The sequence below is a fragment of the Pseudoxanthomonas sp. z9 genome (assembly GCF_006542425.1).
Lineage (GTDB): Bacteria > Pseudomonadota > Gammaproteobacteria > Xanthomonadales > Xanthomonadaceae > Pseudoxanthomonas_A.
Genome location: NZ_VFID01000004.1, coordinates 136,953 through 155,368, shown reverse-complemented (window position 1 = coordinate 155,368; position 18,416 = coordinate 136,953). Strand labels below are relative to the sequence as shown.

15 protein-coding genes and 2 tRNA genes are annotated in these 18,416 nt (G+C 67.9%); 10 read left to right on the top strand and 7 right to left on the bottom strand.

All coding sequences use genetic code 11. The features are described 5' to 3' along the window. Positions 1-48: 48 nt before the first annotated feature. From recX to FG323_RS05240, 6 genes are all read left to right on the top strand, one after another. Entirely contained in the window at positions 49-543 is a 495-nt protein-coding gene (gene recX, locus FG323_RS05265; RefSeq protein WP_141453452.1) for a recombination regulator RecX, read from the top strand. Between the two features lie 107 nt (positions 544-650). Continuing rightward, entirely contained in the window at positions 651-3,299 is a 2,649-nt protein-coding gene (gene alaS / locus FG323_RS05260) for an alanine--tRNA ligase (RefSeq protein ID WP_141453450.1), read from the top strand. A gap of 148 nt (positions 3,300-3,447) precedes the next feature. Beyond that, positions 3,448-3,657 carry a carbon storage regulator CsrA gene (csrA, locus tag FG323_RS05255; RefSeq protein ID WP_141453448.1) on the top strand — a complete coding sequence of 70 codons (210 nt, stop codon included), beginning with the start codon at positions 3,448-3,450 and terminating at the stop codon, positions 3,655-3,657. Positions 3,658-3,728: 71 nt separating this feature from the next. Continuing rightward, positions 3,729-3,821, top strand: a tRNA-Ser gene (locus FG323_RS05250). A gap of 344 nt (positions 3,822-4,165) precedes the next feature. Next, positions 4,166-4,552 (top strand): BlaI/MecI/CopY family transcriptional regulator, encoded by a 387-nt coding sequence (locus FG323_RS05245; RefSeq protein ID WP_141453446.1) that lies wholly within the window; start codon positions 4,166-4,168, stop codon positions 4,550-4,552. Positions 4,553-4,555: 3 nt separating this feature from the next. Further along, positions 4,556-6,343, top strand: a complete 1,788-nt coding sequence (locus tag FG323_RS05240; RefSeq protein ID WP_141453445.1) for a M56 family metallopeptidase — start codon at positions 4,556-4,558, stop codon at positions 6,341-6,343. A gap of 294 nt (positions 6,344-6,637) precedes the next feature. Here the strand turns inward: FG323_RS05240 and FG323_RS05235 are convergent. Then, positions 6,638-6,714: transfer RNA gene (locus tag FG323_RS05235), tRNA-Arg, on the bottom strand. 258 nt (positions 6,715-6,972) lie between these two features. Between FG323_RS05235 and FG323_RS05230 the strand changes: the two genes are divergently transcribed. Beyond that, complete coding sequence (locus FG323_RS05230; protein ID WP_181444092.1) at positions 6,973-8,529, top strand: right-handed parallel beta-helix repeat-containing protein; 1,557 nt, start codon at positions 6,973-6,975, stop codon at positions 8,527-8,529. Positions 8,530-8,949: 420 nt separating this feature from the next. Next, positions 8,950-10,347, top strand: a complete 1,398-nt coding sequence (locus FG323_RS05225; RefSeq protein WP_141453441.1) for a TIGR03013 family XrtA/PEP-CTERM system glycosyltransferase — start codon at positions 8,950-8,952, stop codon at positions 10,345-10,347. A 31-nt stretch (positions 10,348-10,378) separates the two neighbouring features. Here FG323_RS05225 and FG323_RS05220 read toward each other — a convergent pair whose 3' ends face one another. Further along, a complete protein-coding gene (locus FG323_RS05220) occupies positions 10,379-11,293 on the bottom strand; it encodes a glycosyltransferase (protein WP_141453439.1) in 915 nt (304 codons plus the stop codon). Between FG323_RS05220 and FG323_RS05215 the strand changes: the two genes are divergently transcribed. Then, positions 11,292-12,314, top strand: coding sequence for a polysaccharide deacetylase family protein (locus FG323_RS05215; RefSeq protein ID WP_141453438.1), 1,023 nt, complete (start codon positions 11,292-11,294; stop codon positions 12,312-12,314). The two genes, FG323_RS05220 and FG323_RS05215, sit on opposite strands and share 2 nt — an antisense overlap. 16 nt (positions 12,315-12,330) lie before the next feature. On the opposite strand, the gene FG323_RS05210 is transcribed toward FG323_RS05215, so the two are convergent. From FG323_RS05210 to FG323_RS05195, 4 genes are read right to left on the bottom strand one after another with little or no spacing between them, the layout of a single operon-like run. Further along, positions 12,331-13,380, bottom strand: a complete 1,050-nt coding sequence (locus FG323_RS05210; RefSeq protein ID WP_141453435.1) for a GNAT family N-acetyltransferase — start codon at positions 13,378-13,380, stop codon at positions 12,331-12,333. Between the two features lie 3 nt (positions 13,381-13,383). Further along, positions 13,384-14,364 carry an NAD(+) synthase gene (gene nadE, locus FG323_RS05205; RefSeq protein ID WP_141453433.1) on the bottom strand — a complete coding sequence of 327 codons (981 nt, stop codon included), beginning with the start codon at positions 14,362-14,364 and terminating at the stop codon, positions 13,384-13,386. Beyond that, a complete protein-coding gene (locus tag FG323_RS05200; RefSeq protein WP_141453432.1) occupies positions 14,361-15,869 on the bottom strand; it encodes a class I adenylate-forming enzyme family protein in 1,509 nt (502 codons plus the stop codon). Before FG323_RS05200 ends, nadE begins: the two co-directional genes overlap by 4 nt. A gap of 10 nt (positions 15,870-15,879) precedes the next feature. Beyond that, a complete protein-coding gene (locus tag FG323_RS05195) occupies positions 15,880-16,128 on the bottom strand; it encodes an acyl carrier protein (protein ID WP_141453430.1) in 249 nt (82 codons plus the stop codon). A gap of 139 nt (positions 16,129-16,267) precedes the next feature. Between FG323_RS05195 and FG323_RS05190 the strand changes: the two genes are divergently transcribed. After that, on the top strand, positions 16,268-17,461 hold the full coding sequence (locus tag FG323_RS05190; protein WP_141453429.1) for a PQQ-dependent sugar dehydrogenase: 1,194 nt from the start codon (positions 16,268-16,270) through the stop codon (positions 17,459-17,461). Here the strand turns inward: FG323_RS05190 and FG323_RS05185 are convergent. Next, positions 17,458-18,399, bottom strand: a complete 942-nt coding sequence (locus FG323_RS05185; RefSeq protein WP_220094127.1) for a class I SAM-dependent methyltransferase — start codon at positions 18,397-18,399, stop codon at positions 17,458-17,460. The two genes, FG323_RS05190 and FG323_RS05185, sit on opposite strands and share 4 nt — an antisense overlap. Positions 18,400-18,416: the final 17 nt, after the last annotated feature.

Here is an 18,416-nt window from a genome sequence, read left to right as displayed (position 1 = left end):
AGAACGGCCCGGATCGGGTACCGGCTCTCCGGCCCGGCGGGTGGAACGATGAGCAGGGATGAAGAACCGGGTTCGCCGCGACGGCGGCGCCCCCGGGTCGAACAGACCCCGGTCCAGCGGGCGCTGGGGCTGCTGACCCGCCGGGAACACTCGAAGCGGGAACTGGAACGCAAGCTGGCCTCCCGGGGCGTGAGCACGGAAGAGGCCAGGGCAACGGTGGACCGTTTGGCTGGCGAAGGCTGGCAGGATGACCGCCGGTTCGCCGAATTGCTGGTCCGCAGCCGGGCCAGCAGCGGTTATGGGCCGCTCCGCATCCGTGCGGAGTTGGCGACCCATGGGCTGGATCGCGAAGCCATCGCGACGGCCATGGACACTTTTGATGGCGACTGGACCGAAACGGCGTGCGACCTCGTCCGCCGCCGTTTCGGTCCGGGCGGCTTGACTGACCTGGCCGGGCGGCGCAAGGCCGCCGACTTCCTGATCCGGCGGGGATTCGATGGCGGCAGCGTCCGCGCAGCGACCCGGCTGGACTGGGAGGACTGAGCCCGCCGGGCCTGTTAATCTAGGGCATTGGGTTGCTTCGGCAGGCCCGCGCCCGCATCTGTGGGGGACGCGGCGTCCGGATGCGCCCGTCAGCCAATGCCAGCCAGATGACCAGCTCCCCCAAAATCAGCACCCGCCAGATCCGCCAGGATTTCCTCGACTTCTTCCACAGCAAGGGCCACACAATCGTGCCGTCGGCGCCGCTGGTGCCGGGCAACGATCCGACCCTGCTGTTCACCAACTCGGGCATGGTCCAGTTCAAGGACGTGTTCCTGGGCGCGGAGAAACGCAGCTACGTGCGCGCGGCCGATGTGCAGCGCTGCCTGCGGGCCGGTGGCAAGCACAACGACCTGGATTCGGTGGGCTATACCGCCCGCCACCACACCTTCTTCGAGATGCTGGGCAACTGGTCCTTCGGCGACTACTTCAAGAAGGAAGCCATTGCCTGGGCGTGGGAGCTGCTGACCGGCGTGTGGAAGCTGCCGAAAGAACGCCTGCTGGTCACGGTCTATCACACCGACGACGAAGCCTTCGAGATCTGGAACAAGGACATCGGCATTCCGGCCGAGCGTATCGTCCGCATCGGCGACAACAAGGGCGCGCCGTTCGCCTCCGATAATTTCTGGCAGATGGCCGATACCGGTCCCTGCGGTCCGTGCACCGAGATCTTCTACGACCACGGCGATCACATCGCCGGTGGTCCGCCGGGCTCGCCTGACGAGGACGGCGATCGTTTCATCGAGATCTGGAACCTGGTGTTCATGCAGTTCGATCGCCAGACCGATGGCACTTTGGTGCCGTTGCCGGCACCCTGCGTGGATACCGGCATGGGCCTGGAGCGCCTCACTGCGATCCTTCAGCACGTCCACAGCAACTACGAAATCGATCTGTTCCAGGCGCTGATCAAGCAAGCCGCCGCATTGACCGGAACGCCGGATCTCGAGAACAAGTCGCTGCGCGTGATTGCCGATCACATCCGTGCCTGCAGCTTCCTCATCGTCGACGGCGTGCTGCCTTCCAATGAAGGCCGCGGCTACGTGCTGCGCCGGATCATCCGCCGCGCCCTGCGCCACGGCTGGATGCTGGGCGTGCGCCAGCCGTTCTTCCACAGGATGGTCGGTACCCTGTCCGATCTGATGGGTGATGCGTATCCGGAACTGCCGGCCGCGCGCGAGTTGGTCGAGCGGGCGTTGAAGGCTGAAGAGGAGCGTTTCGCCGAGACGCTGGATTCGGGCATGCGGATCTTCGACGACATCGCCGCGCGCGCCCAGGGCGTGATTCCCGGTGTCGAGGCTTTCCGCCTGTATGACACGTATGGCTTCCCGGTTGATCTGACCGCCGACATCGCGCGCGAGCGCGGTCTCACCGTGGACATGGCCGGTTTTGAGACAGCCATGGAGCAGCAGCGTGAAACCGCGCGCGCTGCCGGCAAGTTCGCTTCCGGCGCCAGCCTGCCTGCCGATCTGGTGGCACAGCTGCAGCCGACCGGGTTCCTGGGCTACGAGCAACTCGACGCCGGTGATCTGCGCGTGGTCGCGCTGATGAAGGACGGTCGTCCGGTTGAATCGATTGGCAGCGGGGACGAGGCGGTGGTCCTGCTGGATCGCACGCCGTTCTATGCCGAGTCCGGTGGGCAGGTGGGCGACGTGGGCCGTCTGGCCGGGCCTGATGCCGAGTTCGCGGTGTCGGACACGCAGAAACTCGCCGGTCAGTTCCATGGCCACGTAGGCAGGATGACCCGCGGCACCCTCAAGCTGGGTGATCGCATTGCCGCGAGCGTGGATGCGCCGCGGCGGGCAGCCACCATCCTCAATCACTCCGCCACCCACCTGCTGCACGCGGCGCTGCGCGAAGTGCTGGGCACCCACGTGCAACAGAAGGGCTCGCTGGTCGCGCCGGATCGCCTGCGTTTCGACTTCTCGCATTTCCAGGCCATCAGCCCGCAGGAGCTGGCCGAGGTCGAGCGTCGGGTGAATGCGCAGGTGCGGGCCAACCACGAGGCCGAAGTGCACCACATGGGCATGCAGGAAGCCCTGGATTTCGGTGCGATGGCCCTGTTCGGCGAGAAGTACGGGGAAAACGTGCGGGTGCTGCGCATGGGCGAATACTCCACCGAGCTGTGCGGCGGTACCCACGTGGGCCGGACCGGTGACATCGGACTGTTCAAGATCGTCAGCGAAGGCGGCGTCTCCGCGGGCGTGCGCCGGATTGAGGCGGTGACCGGACAGGGCGCGCTGGATCACGTGGACGCCGAGGAACACCGGCTGCAACAGGCGGCCGAGCTGCTGGGCGGCAACGCCAACGACGTGGTGGAGAAAATCCGCGCCTTGGCGGAGCGGCAGAAGAAGCTCGAGCGCGAGCTGGAACTCCTCAAGGCCAAGGCGGCCTCGGGCGCCACCGCCGATCTGGCCGGAGCGGCGCAGGACGTCCATGGCGTCCGCGTGCTGGCTTCGCGACTGGAAGGTTTCGATGCCAAGGCGTTGCGTGACGCGGTCGACCGGCTCAAGCAGCAGCTGGGCGATGCCGTAATCGTGCTTGCGGGTACCAGTGATGGCAAAGCGGCGCTGGTGGCCGGTGTCAGCGGCGCCGCCGCCGGCAAGGTCAAGGCCGGGGAACTTCTGTCCCATGTCGCCGGTCAGATTGGCGGCAAGGGCGGCGGTCGCCCGGATCTCGCCCAGGGTGGTGGCGAGGACGGGCCCGCCCTTGTGTCTGCCCTCAAGGGCGTCAATGACTGGGTCGCCGGGCGCCTGCAATGAACCGCCCGGCCACGCGCCCGTGCTTGCGGGCGCGTGCTTCGGCCCGTACCATGATTCACGACGATGAACCTATCTGGAAGCTTCCTCGCGCCCAGCGATGCAGGAACGCGGCCCCGGCCTTAATCTTGCCGGATTCAGGAGAAGAAACATGCTGATTTTGACCCGCCGAGTCGGCGAAACCTTGATGATCGGTGATTCGGTCACGGTGACTGTGCTCGGCGTGAAGGGCAACCAGGTGCGCATCGGTATCACCGCGCCCAAGGATGTTGCCGTGCACCGCGAAGAGATCTACCAGCGCATCCAGCGCGGCGAGGAAGCGGGTTCCGCTTCCCACAACGACGATTCGTCCTCGAGCTGATTCCGTTTGCCGCCGAACCGGTCTGCCGTTATCCTATGCGGCCGCCGTCGTTTGACTGCGGAACATTTCCCGGAGTGATGCCCGAGTGGCCGAAGGGGCTCCCCTGCTAAGGGAGTATAGGGTCAAAAGCCTTATCGAGGGTTCGAATCCCTCTCACTCCGCCAGTTGCGTCCAGAAACCCCGCCTCGGCGGGGTTTCTGGTTTTCAGCGACTGCGAATCCGGTTGCGCGAAGTCGCGCCGACGCGGTGACGCTCGTTGGCCGCAGCGCGCCGACAGCATGCGGGTGACCGATGCTTTCCGGCCACTTGGTGACGTGTTCGTTCTTCCCATTTTTCTTCACGGCGTCGCCCGGGACGTTTCCGACAGGGGACGCACCGAGCGTGTCGCCGCGCGGCCTGGGAGGCCTTCCAGGACGATCCGGGACACCCCCTGCCATCGGTCACGCTTGACTACAGATGTAGTCAGGTCTAGTTTGACTACATCTGTAGTCACCCCGAGGAGGGGACCATGGCACGCAAGAGCATCGGGGACCAGGAGCTGGCCCTGCTCCAGTATGTGGGGCAGCAGGGAGACGCGTCGGTCGGGGAGGTCGCCGCCGGTTTCGGCGAGGCGCAGGGATTGGCGCGCTCGACCGTGCTGACCATGATGGAACGGCTGCGTGCCAAGGGATATCTGAAGCGGCGCCACGCGGGCGGTGTCTACCGCTATTCGGCCACGGCCGGCGAGGACGACGTGGTGCAGGGAGCGGTGGGGGCGTTCGTGGAAAAGACCCTGCGCGGTTCGGTCAGTCCTTTCGTGGCCTGGATGTCCAAGCGCGGCGAGGTCAGCGACGAGGAACTCGCCGAACTGGAAGCGCTGGTCGCACGCCTGCAGTCCAAGCGGCAGGAGGACTGAGCCATGGACGCCTTCATTGCATCGTGCCTCGAACGCTTGATCGCGACCAGCGCGCAGACTGTCGTGCTGGTGGCCCTGGTCTGGGGGCTCTGCCGGCTGGTGCCGCGACTGCCATCGGGCACCCAATGCTGGTTGTGGTGGCTGGTGGCCCTGCAGGCGTTGTTGGGGTTGGTCGCGCCACCGCTCGAATTGCCCTGGCTGGCGGCAAAGGTGTCGGTCCCGGTGGCACCGCTGGAGATTGGCCCGGTGGCCGCAACCGGCGGGGTGACGGCTCCGATGCTCATCGCTGCCTCGCCCGTGGCGTCGACGCTTACCTGGCAGGCGGGTGGGGTGGCGGCGTGGCTGGCCGGCGTGCTGGTCATGGCGGGCGTGACGTTTCGCGACTGGCGGCGCGGCCGTCAACTCCTGGGACAGGCCGTGCCCTGCACCGACGAAGCGCTGGTGCGGGCATTGGCGCTGGCGGCCGAAGCCCATGGTCTCCGCCACGCACCCCGGTTGCGGGTCTCCGACCGGATCGATTCGCCGCAATTGGTGGGGCCGTGGCGTCCCGTCCTGCTGCTGCCCGCGAACCGGGTGTTGAGCGGGGACGACCTGGACATGGCACTGACGCATGAGCTGGTGCACCTGCATCGCCGCGACCTGTGGTGGGGCTGGGGTCCGACGCTGGCCCGCCACCTGTTCTTCTTCCATCCGCTGATCCATCTGGCAGTGCGCGAGTACGGCATCGCCCGCGAAGCCGCCTGCGACGCGGCGGTCGTGGCCGGGGACCGTCGCTGCCGCCACGACTATGGCCGGTTGTTGTTGCGGCTCGGCACATCGCCTTCCCTTCGCACCGGCCTGGCCAGTGCTTCTCCCACCTTCCTCAGCCTCAAAAGGAGATTGACCATGCTGCAGAACACCGCTTCCTTCCCGCGCGCCGGCTCCTTCGTGCTGCTGGTGCTGGTGGCTGCCGCCGGCGTGGCGCCGGTGCGGCTGGTAGCCGCCTCCAGCGATGCGGCCACCGTCGTGGCTCCGGTGGCCGCGGTGGTCGCCGCACCTGCGCCCGCGCCCACGCCTGCGGTCGTGCCCGTCGCCGTGTCGGCTCCCGCACCCGTATCGGCGGTCGTAGCCAGGCCACCGGTCGTGACAAGTGCAACCACCGTCGTCCAGAGCACCGCTTCGATGGTCAGTACCGCGAGTGGGGACGACGAGGTTTCCGGACAGATCCATTTGTCCGATTCCGGTCCGGATCAGGCGTACGTGCGTCTCCAGGGTGACGGCAAGCGCACGGTCATGAATGGCTCCACGCACGATCTGGAGGAAGCGCGCCGCGCCGTCGGCGGACAGGGGCAGGCTTTGTGGGTACGCCAGGGAAGCGCGCGTTATCTGATCCGGGATCCGGCGACGCTCCAACGCTTCGATGCACTGATTGCTCCCGTCCGCCAGTTGGGCGAGCAGCAAGGAGAATTGGGACAGCGCCAGGGCCGGCTGGGGCAGCAGCAGGGCAAGCTCGGGCGCGAACAGGGCGAACTGGGGCGGCGCCAGGCGAGCATCGCATTGGCGGCGGCGCAGCGTGCGCTGGCCGGGGAGGAGGAATCCGCCGAATCCCGCGAGCAGGCCGAACTCACCGCACGCCAGGAGGATCTGGGAGAACGCCAGGAAGCCTTGGGTCGACAACAGGCCGAACTGGGCAAGCAACAGGCCGCGCTGGGCGAACGCCAGGCCGCGGCGACCCGGCGCGCCGACGCGGGGTTGAAGCAACTGCTCGACAGCGCGCTCGCAAGCCGGGTGGCGCAGCGCATCGATCGCTGAGCACCGGATGCCGTCGGCATGGGAAGTCGCAGCGGCTTCCCATGCCGGTCCGGGACAGGGACACAAGGCCAGCCGCTTCGCACCAGCGGGAAACCATCCGGGAGGATGGATTCGAGCTTGCCGGTCGCTGAAGCGGCCATTCGCACCGCTGTGGCGTACCGTGCTCCGCCAAAGCCCTGAAATGCAAAAAGCCACCCGAAGGTGGCTTTTGCTTCCGCTCGAAGACAAGTCATCGGAGGCGGGTGAATAATGCCGGCATTCGTTTTCACGTCTGCATGCACTATCGCTGCTAAGTGGCGCGCCCGGAGAGATTCGAACTCCCGACCGCCTGGTTCGTAGCCAGGTACTCTATCCAGCTGAGCTACGGGCGCGTTGCGTTAGAGGCGGAATTCTGCACGATTCGATTTCGGTCGTCAATCATTTTTCCGTAACGAGTTTCCTGGACCGATGCCGGCCCCGGGGCAGGCAGGCCCCCGCCGGCGCTCCCGCCATGAGCCGGGATGACGACCCGGTCGCAGTTCGGAAAATGCCGGGGACGCGATCGGCGTCGGTTAGCGGGACTTTCACGGCCGGCCCGTGACAATACCGTCCACAGGGGGAACAACCAGAATTCCGGGAGTTCCAAATCAATGCGTTTTTCCAAGTCCTTGCTCGGCCTGGGGCTGATTGCGGCTGCCCCGCTGAGCGCGGCGGCCGCGACCTACACGGTCGGCCCATCCGGGCGCCAGTACACCCAGCTGTCCACGCTGTTCAATAACGTCAACCTCGCCCCCGGCGACATCGTCGAGGTGGATGGCAACGCGACTTACAGCGGCAACATCGTCATCGGCGACGACGACAGCGGCACCGAAGCCAATCCGGTGACCATCCGCTGGCGGCGGGTGGCCGGTGCCACGCGCCCGGTGTTGAGCGGCGGTACCCATACCATCAAGTTCGAACAATCCAACCATGTCGTGCTGGAAGGGTTCGAGATCACCGGTGGCAGCTCGAGCTGTGTCTTCAGCGAGGCCCACAACGCGACCGTGCGTGATGCCTACATCCACGACTGCCCGTCGCACGGCATCCTCGGCGCGGATCAGAATTCGGGCTCGTTCACGCTCGAGTACAGCGAGGTCGCGCGGGCCGGGCAGGGCGACCGCCGCCACGCGATCTACATGCAATCCGACGAGGTCGCGTTCCCGGACACCGTGTTCCGGATGCGGCACAACTACGTGCATGACGCCACCGGCGGCGTGCTGGTGCGCGTGCGCCACCAACGCGCGGAGATCTATTACAACTGGATCGAGGGTTCGGATCTGCATGAAGTCGAGTTGATCGGCCCAGACTGCGAAACCCAGAAATCCGGCTGGACCGCGGATCTGCGACGCGAGGATGCCGACGTGGTCGGCAACGTGATCATCCATCGCGCCAGCAGCCGTTCCGGCAATGCCTTCCGCATCGGCGGCGATCTCAATGGCCGCAACCAGGGCCGTACCCGCCTGGTCAACAACACGATCATCCTGGATCGCAGCGGCAACGCCAACGCGGTGCTGGTGCAACTGGGCCAGGGCTCGCTGGAGATGCACAACAACGCCATCTACCAGAATGGCGGCAGCGCCCCGGCGATCGTGCGCGAGAACCCGGCCAGCGACGTGGCCGCACCGTACTGCGGGCCGCCCAGCCGCGAGCCGTGGTCGAACGGCCGCAAGGTCGCCGGCAGCAACAACTGGGTGCAGACCGGGGCGACTCTGGTGCCGGCGGAGTGGAGCGGCACCGTGCGTGGCTCGGATCCGATGCTCACCAATCTCACCCAGCGCAGCCTGCGTCCCCGCGCCGGCAGTCCCCTGCTGGCGGCAGGCAACAACACGCCGGCGACCCCGGCGGGTTTCCCGTTCCCGTCGCCGCAGTTGCTGCCGGCCTACGATCCGCCGTTGCGGGTCAAGCAGGCAATCGGTGACAGGCATGCGCGGCTTGTGCCCAGCCGGATCACGATCGGCGCGCTGGAGCAGAGCGACATCGACAACCGCATCCGGGTCAACGGCGCGCAACCGCTGATTCCCGGACAGGCGCCGTCATCGTCGGCCGCTCCGCCGACCGCCGGAGGGCAGGTCCAGCCGGTATCGAGCGGGCGTGGCGTGTATGTCGGACGATCGCCGTACCGGCAGGCACCGGCGGCGCGTTATCGCCGTTCGGTGGTGAGGCCCTGACGGACGTGCAGGGCAGCCGGGCAGGCTTCGGCCTTCCCGGCGCTTGCGAAAGAAGGCCGGGGCGACCCGGCCTTTTTCGTGGGCGTGGGTGGAGAGAACGCCGCGGGCCGCTGGGCACCTGTCCGGCAGGCGTCTCGCCGGTGGGTCATGAAGCCTCCCGGCGCGGACTCCAGATTCGCGAAGCGGACGGAAGGTGGCCGGCCACCGGCTGAAGTCGCGTTGGTAGCGGTGTTACCAATGCAAGTGAAACCGTGGGTATCCGCGAATGACCTCAGTACGGGCAGGCCGCAGGAACACCAGGGATTCGGGGGCCAGGACAGGGGGAAACATGCAGGATTGCTTGAACGCGTGCGGCCGGTGCCGCGCGCCGCGGGGGCTGCGGACGAAAGCGCTGCCGGTGCCGGTGGCCGGGAGGTCGCCATGAAGTCCAGCCAGGCCAGCCGCAAGGCGCGCGCCGCCCGCATCCTGTGGATCGCGGAGGCCATCGTGCTGATGGCCGCGGTGATGGCCGCCGCCTGGATCCGTTTCCACAACGAGCCCGAGTACCACGTCGTCTTCGTCGAACAGGCGCCGATTCGCGCGGTGCTGGTGGCGCTGTTCCTCACCGGCGCGATGGCGGCGTTCGGCCTGTACCAGGTGCACGTCCGCCACACCCGGCTGGATTTCATCCTGCGGCTGACCCTCTCGTTCGCATTCGGCGGCATCGGCCTGGTGGTGCTCTATTACCTGATTCCGGCCACTTACATCGGCCGCGGCGTGCAGGCGATGTCGCTGGCGCTCGGTCTGGTCGGCGTCTGCCTGGTGCGGCTGGCCTGGATGCGCATCTACGGTTCGGATGTGCTCAAGCAGAGGATCCTGATTTTCGGCGCCGGCAAGAATGCCGACCTGATCAATTCACGCATGCGCCGCAAATCCGATCGGCGTTCGTTCCTGGTGCTCGGCTTCGTGCCGGTGCCCGGCCAGCCGGTGCTGGTGAGCGAGGACCTGCTGGTCCGCCCGGGCGAGGAGGGCCTGGCCGAACTGGTCGAGCGCATGCAGATCGACGAACTGGTCATCGCGCCCGACGAGCGTCGCGGCGGCCTGCCGATGGAAGAGATGCTGCTATGCGTGCAGCGCGGCGTGTCGGTGGTGGATCTGTCCAGCTTCTTCGAGCGCGAGGCCGGCATGGTCCAGCTCAACGTGGTGGATCCTTCGTGGCTGGTGTTCTCCGGTGGTTTCGATTATTCGACCCCGCGGCGATTGAGCAAGCGCTTCTTCGATCTCGCGGCGGCGCTGGCGTTGCTGCTGATCGCCTGGCCGCTGATGCTGCTGGTGGCACTGGCGGTCTGGGTGGAATCGGGCGGACCGATTTTCTACAGCCAGACCCGGGTGGGCGAGCGTGGCCGCCATTTCACCCTGACCAAGTTCCGCAGCATGCGCGTGGATGCGGAAAAGGACGGCGTGGCGATATGGGCGAGCAAGGATGATGACCGCAGTACCCGGGTCGGCAAGTTCATCCGCAAGACCCGCCTGGACGAACTGCCGCAGCTGGTGGCGGTGATCCGCGGCGACATGAGTTTCGTCGGGCCGCGCCCGGAGCGCCCGCATTTCGTCGACATGCTCAACGACGAGATCCGCTACTACGGCGTTCGCCACAGCGTGAAGCCGGGCCTGACCGGCTGGGCGCAACTGCGCTATCCCTACGGTGCCTCGGTGCGCGACGCCGAGGAGAAGCTGAAGTTCGATCTGTTCTACGTGAAGAACCACGGCCTGGTGTTCGACCTGATGATCCTGCTGCAGACGGTCGAGGTCGTGCTGTTCGGACGTGGCGCGCGCTGACGGCGTTGCCGGGATGCGGGAACGCCTCGGCTCAACCGGGAAGCAGGCTGCGGATCGCGCGACGCGCGGCGAACGGCGCCAGCCGCAGCAGCTCGCGGCGGACCGCCGGATCCGGCGTCAGTCGCCAGGCATCGCGCGCCAGTCGCCAGCCGTCGCGCCAGCGCCCGCGAATCAGCATTCCACGCGCGTTGCGCGCGTAGGTGCCGGCCAGGGCGCGATCCAGTTCCGCGTCGGCGACCTGGCCGCGCGCGGCGCGCACCGCCCGTTCGACCACGCGCACGTAGTCGTCGTAGGTGCTGGCTTCGGCGGAAAGGCCGTCGTGTCCGCGCATGGCCCGCACCAGCGACTGCTCGACCACGCCGATCGGCCAGCGTTGGGCGATGCGCAGGTGGAAGTCGATGTCCTCGGCGGTGCGCAGGCTTTCATCGAAACCGCCGATGTCCTCGAACACCTCGCGGCGCAGGATCGCCGACGCCGGCGCGAGCGCGGGATTGTGGATCACCCAGCGCAGCACCCGGCCATCCTCGCGGATGACGTCGCGGCGACGGAACACGTCGATCAGGCGACCTCCGCTGTCGACCCGCTCGACGTCGCACAGGACCATGCCGGCCTCCGGATGCGCTTCCAGCCAGGCCAGTTGCCGCTCGGTCTTTTCCGGCAGCCATTCATCGTCGCTGTCCAGCAGCGCGAAGTAGCGGCCGCGGGCCAGGCGCATGCCGTGGTTGCGCGCGGCGGAAACGCCCGCGTTGGCCTGCCACACGTAGCGCACGCGATCACCGTAGCGCGCGCGCAGGAGTTGTTCCGTGCCATCGGTGGAACCATCGTCGATGACGATGATTTCGTCGACGGCGCGGGTCTGCGCGAGCACCGTTTCGATCGCGCGCACCACCAGGTCCCGCCGGTTGTAGGTGGGTATAATCGTTGAAACCTCGATAGCTGGCGCCATGCTGAAGGATCTCTCCAAGAAGCTTCTATACGTCAGTGGTCTGCTGGGCCTGTACCACCGTGTGCGCAACGCGGACAGCCTGACCGTGGTGATGTTCCATCGTACCCTGAGCCCGGAGGATCCGCGCTGGCGGACCTGCGATCCGGATTACACCCTGGCCACGCGCTGGCTGGCCGATTCGCTGGCGTTTTTCCGCAGGCACTACCACGTGGTGCCGCTGGAGCAGGTGCTGGCCTCCCGCCGGACGGGGGCGCCGCTGCCGCCCCGCGCACTGTTGATCACCTTCGACGATGGCTGGGCCGACAATGCCGACTACGCGTTGCCGGAACTGCGCAAGGCGGGCCTGCCGGCGTTGATGTTCGTGGTGTCCGACGCGGTCGGTACCCGCCAACCGTTTTTCCAGGAACGGCTGATCGCCGCGTTGCGCCGGGGCGCGTTGAAGCTGGCCGATCTGGCGGGCGCGATGCAGCCGCACCTGGCCGAACCCTGGCAGCCGCGCGATGAATCGCTGGGCGAACTGCGCGAGGCCATCGCCCGGCTCGAACGGATGCCGGCCGAACACCGTGAGGCGGTGCTGGCGCCGTTCATGGCGGCGCTGGATGATGGCCACCGGCACATGGTGACCGTGGAGGAATTGCAGCGGTTGGCCGCCGGCGGCATGGCGCTGGGCCTGCATGGCAAGACCCACGCGCCGATGAAGCACGCGCCGGATCTCGATGCGGAACTGTCCGGCGCGCGCGCCGCGCTGGCGCGGCACCTGGGACAGCCGGCACCCAACGCCGAATCGATGTCGTTCCCGCATGGGTCCTTCGACGACGCGATCGCGCAGCGTGCGCGCGGGGCCGGGTACGAATTGATCTTCACCAGCGTGCCGGTGCTCAATCCGGTCGCCGGCGGGGTTGGCTGGCTGCTGGGACGCACCGGTTTCGAGACCGACGCGGTGGTCGATGCGCGCGGACGTTTCCGGCCGGACTGGCTGGCGCTCTACCTGTTCCGCAAGCCGGCGCAGCGGCTGGCCTGAGGCCAGACCGCCGGGCTCATTCGTCCTCATCCGCCGAGGTCAGGAACCACACCGGTTCGGTGGCGTTGGCCAGGTTCCAGCGCACGAATACCGGCCGCTGGCTGCGTTCGCTGAAGCCGGATTCGCGCCAGCCCTGCAACTGGCCTTCCGGCCCGGTGATCTCCACCGATACCGAGGCGTGGCCCGCCGCGCGTGCGGCGGCGATCAGCGCCTGCACGTAGTGCGCGGTGAGCCCGTGTGCGCCGTTGTCGGACCAGAAGTCGCGCACGTGCAGGGCGGCGTCCTCCACCTGCACCGCGAACCATGCCTTCAGTTCGCTGCGGCCGGGCGAGGTGATCCAGAGATAGCGGGTGGTCGCCAGCGGCGAGTCGTCGAAGCGCCACTTGGCGTGCACGCTGTCGCGCACCGCGAGCACGCCATCGCCCTGCGAGGCGGCGGCCCACAGGGCATCCATGCGCGGATCGGCGCGGTTGCCCCATTCGGCGCGCAGGCGCGGGCCATGCCAGCGGCGCCAGCCGTCGCGCAAGGCCACCCCCGCATCCAGCAGCCAGCCCGCGGCGGGAGCGAGCCAAGCCGGCATCCGCGCACGCAGGTAGCGCGCATGGCGAATCACCCGCGCATAGCGCACCAGATGGGTCGCCTGCTGGTAGCCCATGCGCTTGAACACCGCCGCCGCCTTCGGGTTGGGAAATCCGTACAGGACGTCCACCTGTTCCCGGCCGCCGTCGATCAGCCCTTGCTGCAGCATCAGCGCCGGACCGAGCGAACGATGTTCGGGCAGCACCGCCAGATCCACCAGCACGCCGGCGGCCAGGTCGCGGCCGCGATGGCGCATCCGGCGGCGACCGGCGCAGGCGGTGCCCACCCACTGGCCGGTCCGGGTTTCCTGCAACAGCTGCAGCAACGGCGCGCCGTGCGGGCAACCCAGGTAGAACCAGTCGTACTTGGCGGCGATCCGATCGGTGCGCCCCAGATTGCCCCACCAGATCGACAGCACGGTGTCGCGGTCGCGCAGTGGATCGCCGGCGTGGACCAGGTACTGCGGCGTGGGCGGGGATTGGTTCACGGATCAGTCCAGCTCGGGAACGTCGCCGGCCAGCACCGGCGCCATGTGCAGGTAGCGGGTGGTGCGACGCTTGTTGCGGATGTCCTCGTAGACGGCTTCGGCCTGTGCCGGGGTGATGCCCAGCGCGGTCGCCAGTTCATTGGCGGGACGATCATGGTTCAGCGCCCACAACGCCAGATCCATCTGCTGGTAAGGCAGGGCGAAGTAGAACTCGTCCTGGCCCTGGCTGAGGCTGTAGGTGTCGGTGGTGGGAATCGCCGCGCACACGCGTTCGGGCAGACCCAGGTGGCGCGCCATGCCGTACACCTGCGATTTGTACAGATGGGCGATGGGCTTGACGTCGGCGGAGCCGTCGCCGTTCTTGACGAAGAAGCCCTGGTCGTACTCGACCCGGTTGGGGGTACCGACCACGCCGTAGTTGAGGCGGTCGGCGTGGAAATACTCCAGGGTCTTGCGGATGCGCTGCTTGAAATTGGTCGCGGCGACGATGGCCAGGTAATCGGCCAGCGCCAGCTCGCGTTCGTGGCGTTGGCCATCCGGCGATTCGGCGATCAGGCGGAAGCGGTTGATGCGGCCCTCGGTGCCGCCCTCGATGACGATCTTGAACTTCCATCCCTCGCCGTACCCGGGCAGGGTGTTGCGCACCGCCTGGTCGCGCGCGCGGTAGCAGCCGATGGCTTCCAGTGCCGGCGCGATGTCGACGGTTTCGGTGCGCACGCCGAGGTGTTCGGCCAGCAGGCGGGCGCGCACCGCGCTGTCGTCGGAGGAGTCGCGTTCCGGCAGGATCAGGGTGAACACGCGGTCCGGGCCCAGCGCGCGCACGGCCAGCGCGGCGCTGACCGAGCTGTCGATGCCGCCGGAAATGGCGACCACCAGGCCGCGCCGGTGCAGTTGCCGCGCGGTGATTTCACGCAGGCGCGCGGCGATGCGATCGGCTTCCTGTTCGTAGTCGATGTCGAGGACGTGGCGGTCGAGGCTGCTCATGGCGTTGCGGTCTGCTCCATCAGTTGGAAACGTCGCACCTTGCCCGAGGCGGTCCGGGGCAGGGTGTCGACGAAGGTGACTTGTCGGGGAATCTTGTACGGGGCCAGGCGCGCGCGGCAGTGCGCCTTGATGCGGTCCTCGGCGCGGGGCGGCAGTTCGCCGGCGGCGACGACGAAGGCGCGGATGACCTGCCCCATCACTTCGTCGTCCACGCCCACCACCGCGACCTCGCGGACGACGGGCAATTCGGCGATGACTTCCTCCACGTCGGTGGGATGCACGCGGTGGGCGCCGGTCTTGATCATGTCGCTGCGGCGGCCCTGCAGGTACAGGAAGCCGTCCGCATCCAGATGGCCCAGATCACCGGTGTGCAGCCAGCCGTCGCGCAGCACCTGCGCGGTCGCCTCGGGATTGTTCCAGTAGCCGGCCATCACGTTCGAGCCGCGCACGCAGACTTCGCCATCCTCGCCGGGCGCGGCGGTGGCGCCGTCCTCGCGGCGGATCTTCCACTGCACGCCGGTCACCGGGATGCCGACCGACCCGAGTTTGTCGTCCAGCCGTTCCGGCGGCAGCCAGCTGATCCGCGAGGTCGCCTCGGTCTGCCCGTACATCACGTACAACCGAGGCGCCGGCAGCAGTTCGCGTAGCCGGCGGGTCAACGCCGGCGACATCGCGCCACCGGCCTGGGTGAGATAGCGCAGGCTGGAGAGCGGGCGCGCACGCGCGGCCAGCGGCTCCAGCAGCAGCGCGAAGGTGGAGGGGACGCCGGAAAATCCGGTCGCTCCGGCCTGCTCGATCGCATCGAGCACCAGGTGCGGAAACATCAGGCCGGGCCCGAGCACCACGCGGGCACCGCTGATGAGATGGGTGTGCAGTACCGACGCGCCGTAGGCGTAGTAGAACGGCAGCACGCTGAGCACGCGGTCGGAAGCATCCAGGCGCAGGTAATCCACGATTGCCTGCGCGTTCGCCAACAGGTTGGCGTGGGTGAGCATCACGCCCTTGGGCGCGCCGGTGGTGCCGGAGGTGTACAGGAGCAGGGCCGGATCCGAGGCTTCCGGCAGCAGCGTGGTGGGCGGAAGGTCGCCAGCGCCTTCGTCCACCAGCGCTTGTCCGTCTTCCAGCGCGGTGCAGAGGGGGGGCGCGGGCAACTGCGCGATCGCGTCGACGACATCGCGATGCGTGGCTTCATGCACCACATGGTGCGCGCCGCAGTGCTGCAGCCAGGGCAGGAAGTCGCGCAGGCGCGCCTGCGCGTTCAGCGGCACCGCGATGCCGCCGGCCAGCCACGTCCCGTAGCAGGCGACCGCGGCCTCGATGCGGTTGGGCAGGATGATCGCCACCCGATCGCCGTCGCGCAGGCCGGTCTCGCGCAGGCGCGCGGCGAACCGGCGCGCCTGCCGCCAGAAGCCGGCATAGTCGGCCTGGCGATCGCCGTCGACGAGGGCCGTGCGCGCGGGCGCGTCGCGCGCCACGCGTTCGACCCGGGAGCAGAGGGTTTCCATCGGCGATGGATCAGCCGGCCCGCTTGCGGGTGACGAACTCGTCCACCGTGTCGATGGTGTCGAAGTTGGCCGGGGTCATTTCCTCCGGCACGATCTGCAGCTTGAACTGATCCTCCAGGAAGAAGATCAGCTCGTGGATGCCGGTCGAATCGATGATGCCGCCGCGAATCAGCGAATCCTGGTCGCCGATGGCGGCGGGGTCATCCGAGAACAGGAAGTTCTCCAGGATGAACTGCTTGATCTGTTGTTTCTGCTGCATGGGGGTCCCCTGTGGCGGTTTCGCTTGCTGTCATTGAAAACGCAAGCCCGGCGGGCATCCGGCCAGTCCGTACGGTGGCGTTGGCGTGGTCGGTGGCGGTGTTACCATCGCGGCGGTCTTCACGCCGGGGAAGCTCGCGATGCGCCGTCTGCCACTGGTTCTGCTGCTGGGGTTGGCGGCCTGCCGCCAGGATGCGCCGGCGCCTTCCGTGCAGCCCCACGTGGTCCGCGGGGCGACCCCCGTCCCCTACGTTTCGGAAAAGGGTGCTTACGCCGTGACCGAACTGGTCACCGGGCTGGAACACCCCTGGGCGCTGGCCTTCCTGCCCGACGGCGGCATCCTGGTTACGGAACGCCCGGGCCGGCTGCGCCGCATCGGCGCGGACGGCGAGGTGTCCGCACCCATCGGCGGATTGCCCGACATCTTCGTGGACGGCCAGGCCGGGTTGCTGGACGTGGCGTTGTCGCCCCAGTTCGCGCGCGAGCCGTGGGTTTACCTGGCGTTCGCCGAACCGACCTTCCGCGGCAACAAGGCCGGCACCGCGGTGGCGCGTGGAAGGCTGGAGGGCGACCAGCTCAAGGACGTGGAGGTGGTGTACCGGCAGGAGCCCAAGCTCTCGCATGGCACCCACGTCGGCGCCCGGCTGGTGTTCGACGACACCGGCCACCTGTTCGTCACCCAGGGCGACAACCGGGTGGCCGCCGCCGCCGCGCAGGAACTGGACAAGCTGCAGGGCAAGCTGGTGCGGATCTGGCCGGACGGACGCATTCCGGACGACAACCCGTTCGTGGGCAAGGCCGGCGCGCGGCCGGAAATCTGGTCCTACGGCCACCGCAACATGCAGGGCGCGGCGCTGCATCCGGTCACCCGCGCGCTGTGGACCAGCGAGCATGGTCCGCAGGGCGGCGATGAAATCAACCTGCCGCGCCCGGGCGCCAACTACGGCTGGCCGCTGGCGACCCATGGCATCGATTACAGCGGCAAGCCGGTGGAAGGTGCGCGCGGGCGCAGCGTGCCGGGGATGGAGGATCCGCATTACGTGTGGGAGAAATCGCCGGCGGTCAGCGGCATGGCGTTCTACACCGGTGGCCTGTTCCCGCAGTGGCAGGGCAACCTGTTCCTGGGCACGCTGGCGACCAAGCAGCTGATCCGGCTGGAGCTGGACGGCGACAAGGTGGTACACGAAGAGCGCCTGCTGGGCGAGCGCAACCAGCGCATCCGCGACGTGCGCCAGGGACCGGACGGCGCGCTGTACGTGCTGGTGGACGCGCCGGACGGCAAGCTGTTGCGGATCGCGCCGCCGGCAGGCGCCGCGGGCGCGCCGGGCGGCTAGACCGCGGCGGCCACCGCGGGCGCCGCCGTCGCGGCGGGCTTGCGCGCGATGAAATCCACGCTGGTGATGCACAGCTGTTCCGGCGGAATGCCGGCGAACTGCGGATGCACCGGCGTGGCCGCCAGTTGCCGCAGGCGCTCCGGGCGCGCGTTCGAGGTATCCAGCACGATGGTGAATCCGCAGTCGCGGGCGTCATCGACGAAGCGATGCGCGCGCAGCCGATTTTGATAGAGGAAGGCGTTGTTCCAGCGCCGCCACTGTTGATCCGAATAGCGCAGGTAATGCAACTGGTGGATTTCGCGATCCACGTAGGCGTAGTGATCGCCACAGTTGACCGAATGGAACATGATGCCGCCCGGCGCCAGGATCCGCATGGATTCGCGGTACATCGCGCCGATGACTTCCGGTGGCACGTGCTCCAGCACGCTGTTGGAGAACACCACGTCGACCTCGCCATCGCCCAGCGAGGTGCGGGTGGCATCGGCCGGGGCGCGGTACTGGACCACGCCGTCGGTGGCCGATTCCAGCGAGTCGCCGGCCAGCAGGCGATTGCGCAGGCGCAGGTAACGCTCGCGCACCGCGTGCGGATCCGCGCCGCCGGCTTCGGCGATGCGCGGCAGGAATTTTTCCAGGGTGGCCACGCAACGCTCGGTCAGATCCCGGCGCAGGTGGGTGTTCAGGTCGTACGTGGTGACGCGCGCCGCGCCGGCCAGGTAGCAGGCGAACGGAAAGGTCGGGTACCAGCCCGTGCCGATCTCGAAGCCGCGCATGCCGGCGAACGGCGCGCCGGCGTCGCGCAGGTGGCCGGCCATGATCGCCCAGTCGTCGATTTTCACCGACAGTTCGCGCTCGAAATCCTGCAGGCCGCCGAACTGGCGTTGCAGGTGGAAATGCAGGGTATGGCCGCCGGGCAGGTATCCCAGCACTTTCTGGACCATTCCTTTGACTCGCCAGT

What these genes read in the sequence shown, in the direction of transcription:
- recX (WP_141453452.1), top strand. Translation starts at nt 49, where the DNA reads ATGAGCAGGGATGAAGAACCGGGTTCGCCGCGACGGCGGCGCCCCCGG.
- alaS (WP_141453450.1), top strand. Translation starts at nt 651, where the DNA reads ATGACCAGCTCCCCCAAAATCAGCACCCGCCAGATCCGCCAGGATTTC.
- csrA (WP_141453448.1), top strand. Translation starts at nt 3,448, where the DNA reads ATGCTGATTTTGACCCGCCGAGTCGGCGAAACCTTGATGATCGGTGAT.
- FG323_RS05245 (WP_141453446.1), top strand. Translation starts at nt 4,166, where the DNA reads ATGGCACGCAAGAGCATCGGGGACCAGGAGCTGGCCCTGCTCCAGTAT.
- FG323_RS05240 (WP_141453445.1), top strand. Translation starts at nt 4,556, where the DNA reads ATGGACGCCTTCATTGCATCGTGCCTCGAACGCTTGATCGCGACCAGC.
- FG323_RS05230 (WP_181444092.1), top strand. Translation starts at nt 6,973, where the DNA reads ATGCGTTTTTCCAAGTCCTTGCTCGGCCTGGGGCTGATTGCGGCTGCC.
- FG323_RS05225 (WP_141453441.1), top strand. Translation starts at nt 8,950, where the DNA reads ATGAAGTCCAGCCAGGCCAGCCGCAAGGCGCGCGCCGCCCGCATCCTG.
- FG323_RS05215 (WP_141453438.1), top strand. Translation starts at nt 11,292, where the DNA reads ATGCTGAAGGATCTCTCCAAGAAGCTTCTATACGTCAGTGGTCTGCTG.
- FG323_RS05220 (WP_141453439.1), bottom strand. Translation starts at nt 11,293, where the DNA reads ATGGCGCCAGCTATCGAGGTTTCAACGATTATACCCACCTACAACCGG.
- nadE (WP_141453433.1), bottom strand. Translation starts at nt 14,364, where the DNA reads ATGAGCAGCCTCGACCGCCACGTCCTCGACATCGACTACGAACAGGAA.
- FG323_RS05200 (WP_141453432.1), bottom strand. Translation starts at nt 15,869, where the DNA reads ATGGAAACCCTCTGCTCCCGGGTCGAACGCGTGGCGCGCGACGCGCCC.
- FG323_RS05195 (WP_141453430.1), bottom strand. Translation starts at nt 16,128, where the DNA reads ATGCAGCAGAAACAACAGATCAAGCAGTTCATCCTGGAGAACTTCCTG.
- FG323_RS05190 (WP_141453429.1), top strand. Translation starts at nt 16,268, where the DNA reads ATGCGCCGTCTGCCACTGGTTCTGCTGCTGGGGTTGGCGGCCTGCCGC.
- FG323_RS05185 (WP_220094127.1), bottom strand. Translation starts at nt 18,399, where the DNA reads ATGGTCCAGAAAGTGCTGGGATACCTGCCCGGCGGCCATACCCTGCAT.